11 protein-coding genes are annotated in these 13,690 nt (G+C 35.7%); all 11 read right to left on the bottom strand.

Translation table 11 applies throughout. From position 1 onward, the window contains the following. Positions 1-20: 20 nt before the first annotated feature. The 11 genes from I6E84_RS01050 to galE all read right to left on the bottom strand — a co-directional run bounded on the left by I6E84_RS01050 (position 21) and on the right by galE (position 13,621). Positions 21-1,013 carry a GSCFA domain-containing protein gene (locus tag I6E84_RS01050; protein WP_197099629.1) on the bottom strand — a complete coding sequence of 331 codons (993 nt, stop codon included), beginning with the start codon at positions 1,011-1,013 and terminating at the stop codon, positions 21-23. Between the two features lie 228 nt (positions 1,014-1,241). Next, on the bottom strand, positions 1,242-2,399 hold the full coding sequence (locus I6E84_RS01045; protein WP_197215567.1) for a tetratricopeptide repeat protein: 1,158 nt from the start codon (positions 2,397-2,399) through the stop codon (positions 1,242-1,244). Then, positions 2,392-3,360 (bottom strand): glycosyltransferase, encoded by a 969-nt coding sequence (locus I6E84_RS01040; RefSeq protein WP_197215565.1) that lies wholly within the window; start codon positions 3,358-3,360, stop codon positions 2,392-2,394. Before I6E84_RS01040 ends, I6E84_RS01045 begins: the two co-directional genes overlap by 8 nt. Positions 3,361-3,438: 78 nt before the next feature. After that, a complete protein-coding gene (locus I6E84_RS01035) occupies positions 3,439-6,387 on the bottom strand; it encodes a hypothetical protein (RefSeq protein ID WP_197099626.1) in 2,949 nt (982 codons plus the stop codon). Positions 6,388-6,389: 2 nt separating this feature from the next. Next, positions 6,390-7,454: a pseudaminic acid synthase gene (gene pseI / locus I6E84_RS01030; RefSeq protein WP_197099625.1), complete on the bottom strand. Its 1,065-nt coding sequence runs from the start codon at positions 7,452-7,454 to the stop codon at positions 6,390-6,392. After that, positions 7,451-8,353 (bottom strand): NAD-dependent epimerase/dehydratase family protein, encoded by a 903-nt coding sequence (locus I6E84_RS01025; protein ID WP_197215563.1) that lies wholly within the window; start codon positions 8,351-8,353, stop codon positions 7,451-7,453. The genes pseI and I6E84_RS01025 overlap by 4 nt, the downstream gene beginning before the upstream one ends. Continuing rightward, the gene (locus tag I6E84_RS01020; protein ID WP_197099623.1) at positions 8,350-9,489 is read right to left on the bottom strand and encodes an ATP-grasp domain-containing protein; all 1,140 of its coding nucleotides are present in this window, start codon (positions 9,487-9,489) and stop codon (positions 8,350-8,352) included. Before I6E84_RS01020 ends, I6E84_RS01025 begins: the two co-directional genes overlap by 4 nt. Positions 9,490-9,497: 8 nt before the next feature. Further along, positions 9,498-10,184, bottom strand: coding sequence for a pseudaminic acid cytidylyltransferase (pseF, locus tag I6E84_RS01015; protein ID WP_197215561.1), 687 nt, complete (start codon positions 10,182-10,184; stop codon positions 9,498-9,500). Further along, positions 10,181-11,347, bottom strand: coding sequence for a UDP-4-amino-4,6-dideoxy-N-acetyl-beta-L-altrosamine transaminase (gene pseC, locus I6E84_RS01010; protein WP_197215560.1), 1,167 nt, complete (start codon positions 11,345-11,347; stop codon positions 10,181-10,183). The genes pseF and pseC overlap by 4 nt, the downstream gene beginning before the upstream one ends. Further along, positions 11,347-12,345, bottom strand: coding sequence for a UDP-N-acetylglucosamine 4,6-dehydratase (inverting) (pseB, locus tag I6E84_RS01005; RefSeq protein WP_197215559.1), 999 nt, complete (start codon positions 12,343-12,345; stop codon positions 11,347-11,349). Before pseB ends, pseC begins: the two co-directional genes overlap by 1 nt. Positions 12,346-12,568: 223 nt before the next feature. Further along, positions 12,569-13,621 (bottom strand): UDP-glucose 4-epimerase GalE, encoded by a 1,053-nt coding sequence (galE, locus tag I6E84_RS01000; protein ID WP_197215558.1) that lies wholly within the window; start codon positions 13,619-13,621, stop codon positions 12,569-12,571. Positions 13,622-13,690: the final 69 nt, after the last annotated feature.

Genomic DNA, 13,690 nt, shown 5'->3' with positions numbered 1-13,690 from the left:
AATCCTTGTAATTGAATCGATCAGTTTGAGTCTGCATGCGTTTCAACAAATGCGTCAACAATTCGTTTAACAACCCAGTCTGAAACATGACGCCCATCATCTTCACGGAAACTCTCAGGAGCGTTGTGCATGACAATCTCATATGATGGAAAGTATGAAACCTGTTCGTATTCTCTAGCAATTTGTCCAATTGCTGCTCGAAGTATTCCTTTACCTTCAGAGTTTGCAACTAAAATATCGTTATCAGAAAAAGTACGAGCTAAACTAACCGGAGATAATGTAAAAACAATTTGGGCATTTGGTCTAACCGTTTTAATAATTTCAGTAATTCTTTTCAAGTTATCATAATTTTCAGAAAACGTAGACATATGAAATTCTGTTTCAGCTTCTCCGGCACCACCTGAATAGCCAGGCTTTTGACAAGCGATTTTTCCACTAGATAGATTTCGGAAAACTTCTGCCATACCAAAGGTTATGATAAACAAGTCAGCCTCTCTGATTCCCTTATCGATAGCAGTGTTGCAATGAGATACTGCTTCTTGAAGGTCTTCCGGTGTACGTCCTATCACCATACGGCGGTAAGGATCCTGATATACCTTATTGCCACCCCAATAAGGATCTTTATTAATAGTCCAGTAATCATCTTCCGATTGCTTCCACTCTCCAATATGCCGCTCAAATTCTTGGCGAACAGTGAAACTATTAAAGTAATCCATATGAGGCCGACTTGGAAGACGATCAATTTTGAAACGTTCAGTATCCATTACAATGTTTTGCATTGGTGGACCAACTTCAAAACCTTGACCGTTCAGTGCTGTACGTATTCGTTCTGCAAAACAACTACCAACAGCAAAGATCTTATCATCTTTTTTAAAAATTGGCTTTGTAGTTGTCGTTAGTAGATTATTTTTGAAGTGTGTACTCCATCGTGGGTTTGGCTTCTCTCTAGCCTGTATTTTATTAAGCCTGACTATATGACTATCAGAAATATCAATCTCTGGTATTTTACTCATTTTAAGTATTTCCCTTTATCAAGTTATTAATATTGAAAGTAATGCTTACATTGTATGAATGATGCAGAATAAGGTTGATGAAGTCAAGATAATGTATTTTAACTAATAACGACAAGGTTACAGTTTACTAGGAATTTATAATCTTACATTCACATAGTAAGACTCCTAATTTAGACAATACGGATATTTGCATATCAGCTGCTATTTTGAATCTATAAATGTAAAAAACTACTTTAGTTTATGACGCAACTTTAAATATCTCTTCTCGAATTTTTCATTCTTGTTATTTAGTGAAAATGCTAGCTTAAACGACTCTAAAGCCTTTAACTCATTACCTTCTTCTATTTGCATATTACCTCTAGCATAATAAGCTCTAGCATAGTTCGGGAATTTTTGAATCAAAGTATCTAAAATATGTAGACTGCTCTTCTTATCATCTAGCATCCTGAGAGCATGTGAGTACTTGAATAAATAATCTGCATTATTAGGAGCTACTATGATAGCTCTCGCTAAATAACTCATCGCTAATTGATACTCTTCTTTTTGTAGATAACTGTCTCCAACCATATATAAAGCACTTTCGAAAGCAGGAAACGTAATGAGTATTCTTTTGGCGTAAAAAATAGCCTTGTCAAAATTAGCAGAACCAAAATTTTGGTGTGCTTTAGCAAGGTCAGCAAACAACTCGTCATCGTATAGATTGAAATTTCCTAAGTTTGAAAACAGCTCTTTTTCAATCATACCCGTAGAGACAAACTTCATCAACAATGTATATAGTTTACTAGAACGTGAAATTACAGAAGGTACGTAATGATCAGTTCCTAATAATGAGTAAACTTTAACGTTTTCAAAACCCCTTATATAACCTGCATTGATCAAATCTTTAGGCGTAGACTCACCTATTATCATATGTATCGTTTTATCAAAATTCTCTATTTTTTCCAACAGAAACTCTTTCTTTACTATATCTCGTTCTAAATTCTGAATACTTCTAGAATGCTGCTCTCTTAATATAATCTCAGCTGGAAATGATAGTATATTCGCATTTAGTTCTATGCCATAGTGAATGGCTGCATGACCACCCATGCTAGTTCCGACAGTGTATATCTCTTCAACCTCTAAATGGTCTATCCAATTTTTGAGACACACCATTGTCTTATCCAAGCTTGTTCCTAAGCTTGGTATGCCATTTAGATACCATTGATTGGAAGGATCGTTTACAAAAATCACATTCTCATCAATTTCTCTTCCTAGTTGCCAAAAATTAAACTGATTTTCTTTCATATTAATTGCAGAAAAGAAAATAACTAACTTTGACGAACCCGATCTGATAAATATAGAATGATTATCACCTTTCAAAGGTGTTGGAAATGCACTGTTACTCATCATTCAACAACTTATCGAGTATTCTTTCATAGCCATGCTCATCAATAATTGTCTTTAGATTTTGTCTATGTGATTCAATTAGGCTAGGCTCACTCAAGAAACTTCTTAGATTCTCTGCAAACTTAGCATCATCAAGTTCATCAAAGTTTGAGACATACATCATCCCGCCTAACTCATCCCAACCTATGCATTGATTTATTTGATTATCAGCAATAGGTATTAACAGTGCTGGAATACCAAGATAGGCAGCTTCAAATATAGTAGTACCACCACCCAAAATTGCAAAACTACATGTAGACATTATCTCTGCCATATTTTCAGGGCTGACCATAAGCTCAATATCTTTAGAGCTATTTGATCTTATCCAATTAGATATCTCTCCAATATTTTCATTTTTATCACTAACTACTATCGTTAGCTTCCAATTCTTGTCTGCAATAATTTGATAGAATTTTCTTAAAATGTAGAGAATAGCACCTCTATCACTACCGCCACCAAAAGTCATCAAGATTCTTTTTTGCTTATAGCATTTTTTGAGCTCAGAATTAAAAAATATTGGTCGCAATATACAATATTGAGGGCCTAATAAAAACTCTACATCATTATATAAAACATCTTTTTTATAGAATTCCGCTCTTTCATGTGGGCTACCGTTTACTACCAGATTAGCCGCAAAATTTTGCTTTTTACTGGCGTCATATTGCTGAACGATTCTTACGTTTTCTTCGCGCAATCTTTTCTGATGTTCTCCATCAGATCTATAATCATCGATGATAATATATTTTGAGTTATACTTTTCCAAAATACTAAGATGAAAATCGGCTTCACTTTCAGAGCTTAACCAACTCTCTCGAGAAATCCATTCGAAAAAATTGGTTTCGTCAGCTTTATCTTTTAAGCTAAGAGGTGGTCCAATCATAATAACGCCATATCCTCTTTTACGTAGCTCTGCAGCAAGCACTCTACACCTAACCAAATGGCCAAATCCAACGTTAGCACTTGCTGAACATCTTATAACGACTATATCCAATTTATAATCCTATTCAATAATTTCTAATGCAAGTTTTCTTACATTCTGATCGCCTTTAGTTAAATAATGATTTACATCTTTATTAAACCAATATGGAGGGTACAGTACTTTATTAGTAACGGGTCTTGAATGATATCTATAGTCTGTCGTAAACAAACTACTTCCCATATAAAAAAGCCATAATGCTGACTTGTATTTTAACTCATCATCAAATTCAAGCTCAACCTCACCTTTTAACATTTGTTCAAAATGTAGCCTATTACTTGGCGAAGGGTGCCCGACTGGATAATCAACTGTTCCGAAATGTCCACATAAAATAGCGGGAATATCCATCACACCTAGCTCAATACTAGACGTACCGTTATAAACGATTGCAAAGTCTATTAAATCCTTCAAATCATGCATTTTGAACCAATTATGGTCTAGAAATATTATATTTGGGTTTTCTTTCTCAATAATATCTCTAAATACCGCATTACCAAATGTTGAAATTTGCTGGTTCAACTCGTGTGGATGAGGTTTAATAAGTAGTAAAGTATCTGTGCCATCAACGGTTTCAATCGAATGATTAATCCAGTCTTTCATATTTGAATGTGCAGCTCCTCCATCAAACGGAACTCCTGAATCATAGACAACCTTGCCAAATGCACAGACTACCTTTTTACCAGATGCTCTCCAGTTATTGATATACTGAATGGTAGCCCTCTTCTCAACAGAGTCATCATCATAAGAGACAGATCTCTTTACATTGGTAACACCACTTACTGTCTCTAAAATATCTTGAGCACGATATTTGTTTTCTCTATAGAAAACTTCAAACTCTTCTGGCAATGGGAAGCTAGCTGACCTTGTATGAGGATATTTTGTCATATTTCTAACAACACACTTAGACGATATATTAGTAGAGAAGTTAGAAAAATAGTTCTGATAGCCGTTTGCAGAGTGTATACAAAAGAAATCCTTGGGATCTCCATATTGCTCACAATAAAAACGATAAAGCGCATCTGGTAATCTTGCATTAAACTGTACAATAAACCCAATTCTTAGCCCAATATCATCTTTCAGTTTATGAATATTGTCTAAAACAGTCGCTGCCGATTTTGTTGTAGTGTAAATATTTTCTAAGTAAATATTTAATGCCGGGCAAGTGTAATCTACGTCATAAATACGTTTGTTGATAGCTGACTCTTCCCATAAAACATGGGATAGATCAATATCTTTCCACTGCATTTTACCTTGATTCAAACTCATATCGAATTCTGTATCAAGTTCAAGCTTAGAGTCCCTCTTTATTTCTCGATTCATCGTTATGACATCGATGAACTCATTAATGTATACATTGTTCGTTTTTTCTGTCGGCAAAAGACCTTCTGATAAAGGTATGACGGCCCAACCAAGTCTTTTAAGTTCCATGAGAAGAACGATAGGTGTTTTTCTCAACTGCTCTATAGATCTTGGAGTAATAAAAATTACTCCCTGTGGATTCTTGGGCTGTGGAATACTTTGATACAGTATGGCTGTATCCTTCAAAAATTTAAGCTCGCCTGACCGTTTGACCAATGACCAACTAGTATACGGACATAAATTATGACTCCGAGATAAGAGAGAAATGTGAACTCCTCTAGTTATCTCTTCTGCTTCTTCAAACTTTTTAAGTCTATGAAGAATTTTTACATAAGAAAGAGCACTCTTTGACTCTTTTACCTTTCTTGGCTGCTTAGAGAAGAACTTATAAGCTAATTGATACTCTTCTGCCAATATGGCCCAATCCAAGAAATGCTGGATATCGGATGCGTGCTGAGGCTCTTTATCACCCAAGCTCAATATTTTTTTGGATATTTCGTAATTCTCTTTATCATCTTCCATAAGTGCAAAGGCAGCAGTCCATACTGTTGACTGACCTGTATCTGACATTGCGATCTGAATAATTGCCTCTTTCGCAGGTCTATATATATCATACTGGCCCAAAGACCTTCCGACATTCATAACTGCTCTTAGAGTTTTTACATTTTTCAAGGTTGGATCTAACAAAGATTGACTAACAAACTCGTTAATTTCATCTTCTAATGAGATATACAACGATATCGCTATCTCATAATTCCTATGATAACTCGGAAGACGCCTAATACCCTCTCGTCTAAAGGCATAAATGACTTTTAGCTTTTTATCTAGCGTTTTGGATTTGTCAAATGCTAACTGACATATATTTAGATAATCATGATGAAGCTTACCCTGTAAATACGGCTCGGCATAGAACAGAATAAGGTCAGAGGTTAACTCAGGATCTTCTAAGTCATGATCAGACAACAAAAACTCTAACTCATCGTAGTTTTTACTTTTTAAATTATCACCATCTGCCCATTTCATATTTTCTCTTGCTATAAGATCGAGAACTCTCCAAATCTTTAGCAAGGCAACTAATTGCTTATCTCTGACTTTAATATTTTTAGCTTTATTTAACTTTAGTTTTACAACTTTGTTTGAAATAAGATCAGATGCTTCTTCAAATCTTTCTTGCTTAGCCAAAGAGACAACTGTCAAATATATCAGTAAAATACTATCGGGATTGATGTCTAAGAATCTTTTTGCAACTGCACCCAAGTCTTTTAAACTTTCTTCTGAGTTTAGTAGCTCTTCAAGATGTAAACCGTATTTTCTTTGAGAAGTAACCCGTAGCTGCTCATTGCTTACCAGCTCTTGCAATGTTTCTTCTATATCCTGACTATGACTCTGATTCACCTTAGTGATTAAAAAGTCTTTTGCCTTGAAAAACTCTAATTCTTTAGCTTTTAAGAACTCTTTTGCTTTTGAGAACTCTTTAGAATCCAAGAGTTCTTTTACTTTTGCAAACTCTTTCTTCTCTAAAAAACTGTTCGTCTCCAAGATTTCTTTCGCTTTAGAAAACTCTTTAGAGTTTAAAAGACTTTTTTTTGCTTTCTTGAGCCAGTAATGAGTCATAATCAATTCTCTAAGTTATTCCAATCTAACGGTGTGCCTATACTCATATCTGATGCAGCCCTTTTGCCAATTACTTCATCAAAATATTTCGGTGATAAACCATGTCCCGGTCTTATTCTTCTTACATTTTCAGTTGTAATCAATTCACCAGCTTTAATATCATTAACAACATAAATAGATCTTCTATTTTTTCTTGCTAATGTATCAGCATCACTTACTCCGTAAGATACGCAGCCCATAGCTTCAGCAGCAGTTTTACATTCAATAACAAGCTGCTTAAACTGACTCGGTGTTAATGAAAATGCTGCATCAATGCTACCCTCATCATCTTCTAGCTTAAAATGTTTTTCAATAACAGTTGCACCCAATGTTGTAGCAGCTATAGCGGCTCCTATCCCTAACGTATGATCAGACAAGCCTACCTGGCAACCAAATAGCTCTTTCATATGAGGAATTGTTCTTAAATTTGCTTCTGATGCAGGAGCTGGATAACTACTAGTACACTGTAAAAGCGTCAGCTGAGAGCAGCCATTTTTCAGAGCTGTATTCACAGCTAAGTCTATTTCAGAAATAGAGGCCATACCAGTAGAGATAATCATTGGTTTCTTGGTTTGAGCAACATATCTAATCAAAGGAATATCGACACATTCAAAAGAAGCAATTTTATAAGCCGGAACACTTAACGATTCCAGAAGGTCTACTGCCTCTTCATCGAAAGGAGTACTAAAACATAAGACATTTTTTTCACGTGCTCTGTCAAATATAGCCTTGTGCCATTCATATTTTGTTTGGGCTTCTTCATATAAGTCGTAAAGTCTTCTGCCGTACCACAATGACTTTTTATTAGTTACCTTGAAATGATCGTGATCTAAATTTAAGGTCATCGATTCTGGTGTGAAGGTTTGCAACTTCAGAGCATCTACACCTGTTTGTGAAGCATGATCGACGATCTTTAGTGCCTGTTCTAATGAGGCCCCATGGTTCCCTGACATTTCTGCAATGATAAATGGAGTTGGATCATTTTCTTTAGAGTCACCTTTATATAGAACTTCCTTTAATGTATTCATTTCAACTCCTTATTTGCATTATAAGTATTTCTCATATCAACTAAAGCCTCTTTTAAGTTGAAATTAGGCGTCCAATTTAATTGAATCTCTATTTTTTGAGTTGATAAAAAATTATCCTCGTTTTTAATTTTTATACTTGAGATGATTTCAATATTACCAGTATTATCAAAAACTTCATTTACTGTTTCTGCCATTTCTAAAATAGAATATGCTTTACCACCACCAATATTAAAAGTACCTTCTGCTTTTTTAGTGATGGACAATATTATTGCTTCGACAACATCTTTAACATAAACTTCATCCAAGTAAAATTCGTTGTCTTGGGCGGTAAGCTTTTCTTTTTCTCTAGCTAGCTTTATAAACCTCATTAAGACTGGAGAGTCCTTTTCTCCCACACCAAAACACTGAGACAGTCTAAATATAGTACTTTTGACATTATTTTTTCGACAGTAATAGGCGACCAGCTGCTCCCCCATCAACTTTGACAATCCATATATAGTATTAGGATGTGTAACAGTATCTTCTAAGTATGGCGTTTTATCTATTTCGGAATATATTCCAATGGTAGAAGTCAGAACAACCTGCCTGATTTTTGCCGCACATGCTGCTAAAAGCAAGTTTTCAGTCATCTTTACATTGGAGTCAATAAAGCCACTTAGCTTAGGTTCTTCTTCACTTCTGGTTAATCTTTGACCAGCCAAGTGAACTAGCACATCATCTTCTTGGAAAATATTTACTAGACTATTTAGCTCATAGTCTGTCTGAACAAAACTTACGCTTTGATTCTCACTGTTTTTCTCATTACTTCTCGTCAAGCAGATAATTTCAAAATGCTGCTGAGCGGATTCAACTAGATACCTACCAATAAAACCTGTCGCACCTGTGACTATGAGTCTCATTCATCTTCCCACTTATCTTTCTGAAATTCAGAAATATAGTAACCTACTACTTCTTTTTTGCCATTGATAATATTAATCGCTTCTCCATTAGAGTATCTATATTCATGATATAGAGCACCTACTGGAATAGGGAAGCATTTATCTTCAAATGTTTGATTCGGCTTTGAATGTTGAAAAATCAATTCGTAGTATTTGTTGTCTTTCAGCTGCACACGCTGCATACTTTGATGCTTATTTAATAGCGCCTCAATTGTTTCTACTAGAAAACTTCTATTGGTAGCATGCTGAATAAGTCTCCACATGTGACAGCCATCCAATCTCGGAGCTATTTCGATAATTTTGACTCCGTTTGTAGTCGCTTTCATTTGAAAATATAAAGGTCCGTTTTCAATTTTTAATGCTTTTACTACATTAGAAACCAATTCAACAGCTTCTTTCTTAGTATCTTCGTCAATGTTTACGCAAGGAATTAGATGTCCTTTGGGTATACCAAAGTATTCATCGTTATAAGTTAGACGTTCAGATAGTATGTCAAATACAATTTGGCCATTTGAAACTAGCACATTACATGATATCTCCACTCCATCTAGAAAGTCTTCGATCACTGCAGTATTGTTTGACGAAAATTGTTTAGCCTCTATGACTGAGTTCTTTAGTTCATAAGCACTGTTAACTTTTTTTACGCCTCGCTGACCTTGCGCATTAGATGGCTTTACAATACATGGGAACGTATTCCATTTGTTGCTGTCATCCACGTCATCAACTTCTACATAGTTAACAATACTGAGCTTCATGTTATTTAAAAAACTTCTCAAATCTTGCTTATTATCAAGTAATCGGATTAGCTCTTCTGAATAAAAAGTAGGCAAGTTGAGTTTGCTAGACACCTGCACTACTGATTTAATCGCTGTATCTGATGATACTGAATATACTAAGTTAACATCATTATCTGCTGCTATCTTTGAGACTGCTTCAATATCACGAATGTCAACTTCATAGAATTTGTCTGTGTATTTAACTCCCACTTCATCAGATCTATTTGAACAACCAATAACATACCAACCCAACTCTTTCATTGTTTTGATTAAATCAAGCTGCCCTGAGTTTGTACCCAGAATTAATATTGTATTATTCATTGTTTATCCTATCTATTGATTAGCTGATACATATATTCGGCTCTTTCCCAATCTTCTAATGTATCAATATCTTGTACGAAATGTCTTGGTATCACTATCCCAGCACTATCAGAGCCAAACATATTTTTTGTAGAGGTGGTTTGTAGATTTCTCCAGTAGAACTGACCTGCATCTTGATAAGCCTCTTCCAAATCTTGGCTACGGCTATTAAAATTTTCTGGCCAAAACATTTCGCATCGATCATCACGCCCTAACTTAAAAGTTCTTTGTATAGGAAATGGCATCGTTGTACAGCTAAATACATTTACAGCATCTGAGCTCTTTAATTTGTCATAACCTTCCACAAGATATCTTTCTTGGAGAAGTGGTGCTGTAGCATAGATTGTACAGAGATAGTCATAGTCAAAATCATTTTCTTTCAGATACTCTAGAAAATGATTGATAACATCCTTAGTGGTTGCAAAGTCATTACTGATGTCTTCAGGCCTTAAAAAAGGAACTTCAGCCCCATACTCTTTTGCTACAGATGCAATCTCTTCGTCGTCTGTAGATACGATCACTTTGTCAAAGCAGCCACTTTTCAAAGCTGCTTCGATAGAATAAGCAATAATCGGCTTTCCAGAAAAGTTTTTTATATTCTTCCGAGGAATACGTTTGCTTCCGCCACGAGCAGGAATCAAAGCTACACTACTCATATGAGAATACTCCTTAGCGTTTTTACTACATACTCTTGCTCTTGTTCTGAAAGGTCAGGATACATAGGTAAGCTAATTGCCTGTGCATAGTATGACTCTGCCTCAGGAAAATCCCCTACCGTAAACCCTAGGTTTTGTTGATAGTAAGGCTGTAAATGCACCGGGATATAATGAAGGTTTACACCAATATTTGCAGCCCGTAAATCATCGAACACTTCTTTATGGGTTCTTCGAACCTGCTTAGTTTCAATACGTATCACGTAAAGGTGTAATCCCGAATATCCGTCTGAATGTTGATAAGGAGTTATTACAGGTAGATCAGCCAATAAGCTATCGTATTTTCTAGCAAGTTGATGACGTTTTTCAGTAATAGTACTAAGACGTTTAATCTGAGAGGCACCTAACGCAGCTTGCATTTCAGTCATTCGATAATTAAAACCAAGCGTAATTTGTTGATAGTACCAAGAGCCATCTGGTTCATGGGTCATTAAATCAGTGTCACGAGTAATACCATGACTACGTAACAACTCCATTCTTTGTGCTAGCTCTTCACTTTTCGTGGTCGCTAAGCCGCCTTCAGCAGTCGTAATTATTTTGACTGGATGAAAGCTAAAAATCGTAATATCCGAATATTGGCAGTTACCTATTGGCTCGTTTTTATATTTACCACCTATAGCATGTGAAGCATCTTCGATAATAGAAAAGCCATACTCTTTAGAAAGTTGATATATACTATCCATATCACAAGGCTGACCACATAAATGCACAGGAATCACTACCTTCGGTAATTTACCTTGCTCTTTAGCAGTTTTAAGCTTATGTTTTAGAGACTGAATAGATAAATTATAGGTTCTTGGATCAATATCCACGAAATCAACTGTAGCACCACAATACAAAGCACAGTTTGCAGATGCTACAAACGTAATAGGTGTCGTCCAGACAATGTCATCCTTGCCCACGTCTAAAGCCAAACACGCAACGTGGAGGGCCGAAGTAGCACTGTTCATTGCCAGAGCATATTCAACATTACAATGCTTTTTGATTGCATTTTCGAACTCTGGTACTTTAGGGCCTTGCGTTAGATAATCAGACTTGAGGACATTGACGACTGCGTCAATGTCCTCCTCTGTAATATTTTGGCGACCATAGGGAATAAAATTCATTAGATTTTACCAATATTATCTTTGTTCTTTTGTATCCAAGATTCTAGCTCTTCTCTTGGCATCCATTCAGTATTATTATCACTTGAATAGACAAAACCTTCTGGAACTAATTTACCATCTTTTACTCTTTCAGGTGAATGACCCCAATTGTTGATAGTGGGTAAGATTTTAAAGTGTTCAGGGTACTCATAAGTATAATAAGAATCTTCAGCGCCAATCATTTGCTCATGTAGTTTTTCACCAGGTCTAATACCAACCACCTTAGTGGTAGCTTCTGGCGCTACAGCTTTTGCTACATCCATAATATTCATTGATGGAATTTTTTTAACGTAAATCTCACCACCTTCCATATCTTCAAAAGCATGCCATACAAGCTCAACACCTTCTTCCAAAGTAATCATAAAACGTGTCATACGATCATCAGTAATAGGTAGCTCGCCTCTTTCTTTAATTGACAAGAAGAAAGGAATTACTGATCCACGTGATCCCATCACATTACCATATCTTACGACAGAGAATTTGGTCACGTGCTGTCCGCTATAAGCATTTCCTGCTACAAATAATTTATCAGAAGTGAGTTTAGTAGCACCATATAGATTTATAGGACTACTTGCTTTATCAGTTGATAACGCAACTACGCCCTTAACACCTTTATCTATGCATGCATCAATTAGGTTCATTGCCCCATGTACATTTGTTTTTACACATTCAAAAGGATTATATTCTGCCGTAGGTACGATTTTAGTTGCTGCTGCATGAACAACGTAATCTACTCCATCTAAAGCACGATATAAACGTTCTTTATCACGAACATCACCAATAAAGAACCTTACTCGATCATCACCTTCAAATAGCTTAGCCATTTCCCATTGCTTCATTTCATCTCTTGAGAAAATGATTATTTTCTTAGGATTATACTTTTCGAGCGTCATAGGGATAAATTTATGGCCGAATGAGCCAGTTCCACCTGTTACTAATATAGTTGAATTACGAAGCATGTTATTTTTCCTCAAGTATTTATATATAAATTTTAGTAAAAACACTCTTATTTTATGAGTGCCAGTATATCCTTTCAGTATAGTTCTCGCAGTTACCCTGCATACCTATATCTTAGAAAACATTATAAAAAATCTTAAATTAGAATTTAAAAAAATATGATAAATCTATACCAATTATTATAAAAAATGAAAATCTATCTATTATCAAATATCATTAAGATTTTTAGTTATAGCCATTAGGATTAGCTATCTGCCAGCGCCATGTATCTTGGCACATATCGGTAATGGACAGTTTAGCTTCCCACCCTAATAAATCTTTTGCACTACTGGCACTAGCATAGCAGCTGGCAATATCTCCTGCACGGCGATCCGTAAATTGATAAGGTATAGATTTCCCAGAGACCTCAGAAAATGTATCTACCAACTCTAATACAGAAGTACCTTTTCCTGTTCCTAGGTTAATAGGCAGAAAACCTACTGCACCTGCAATATCTAAACAGCTTCCTGAGTTAAGTTGGTGCTCTAAATAACTAAGTGCAGCTACATGACCTTGCGCCAAATCAGTAACATGTATAAAGTCCCGTACACCTGTTCCATCTATAGTAAGATAGTCATTTCCAAATATATCGAGTTTAGCAAGCTTACCGACTGCTACTTGTGAAATATAAGGCATCAAATTATTGGGGGTATCATTTGGGTCTTCCCCAATCTGTCCTGATGGATGGGCACCAACTGGATTAAAGTATCTAAGAGGAATTAAACTCCACGTAGCATCTGATAAGGCTAGGTCTTCTAATATATGTTCCACTGTAAGCTTACTTTGTCCGTAAGGGTTGGTACAGGATCGCTTCGATTTCTCATCAATAGGTAGAGTTTCAGGATCACCATAGACAGTTGCGGATGATGAGAAAATAAAATTCTTAACGTTATACTCCGTCATAACTTCTAATAATGTAACAGTACCGCTGACATTGTTACTATAGTATAGCAGTGGCTTGATAACTGACTCTCCAACCGCTTTTAGCCCTGCTAAATGAATTACGCCAAAAAAATTATGAGATGCAAATACTTTTTTGAGCAACTCAGTGTCTCTAACATCACCTTCGATAAACTCAATATGTTGGTTAATTAGAGTAGCAACACGACGAATTGCTTCATAGCTACTATTAGATAAATCATCATATACTACAATATCATAGCCTGCTTCATACAGTGCAATACAAGTGTGAGAGCCAATATATCCAGCACCACCAGTAACTAATATCTTATGTTTCATAATATCGTTTTTAAATAAAAAGACACCCCATTGTAGGGGTGTCTTTACTTTTTTTCAATGTAGTTTCAG

This window comes from Psychrobacter sp. SCQQ22, from assembly GCF_015864605.1.
GTDB lineage: Bacteria > Pseudomonadota > Gammaproteobacteria > Pseudomonadales > Moraxellaceae > Psychrobacter > Psychrobacter fozii.
This window is presented reverse-complemented; position numbering and strand designations above follow the sequence as displayed.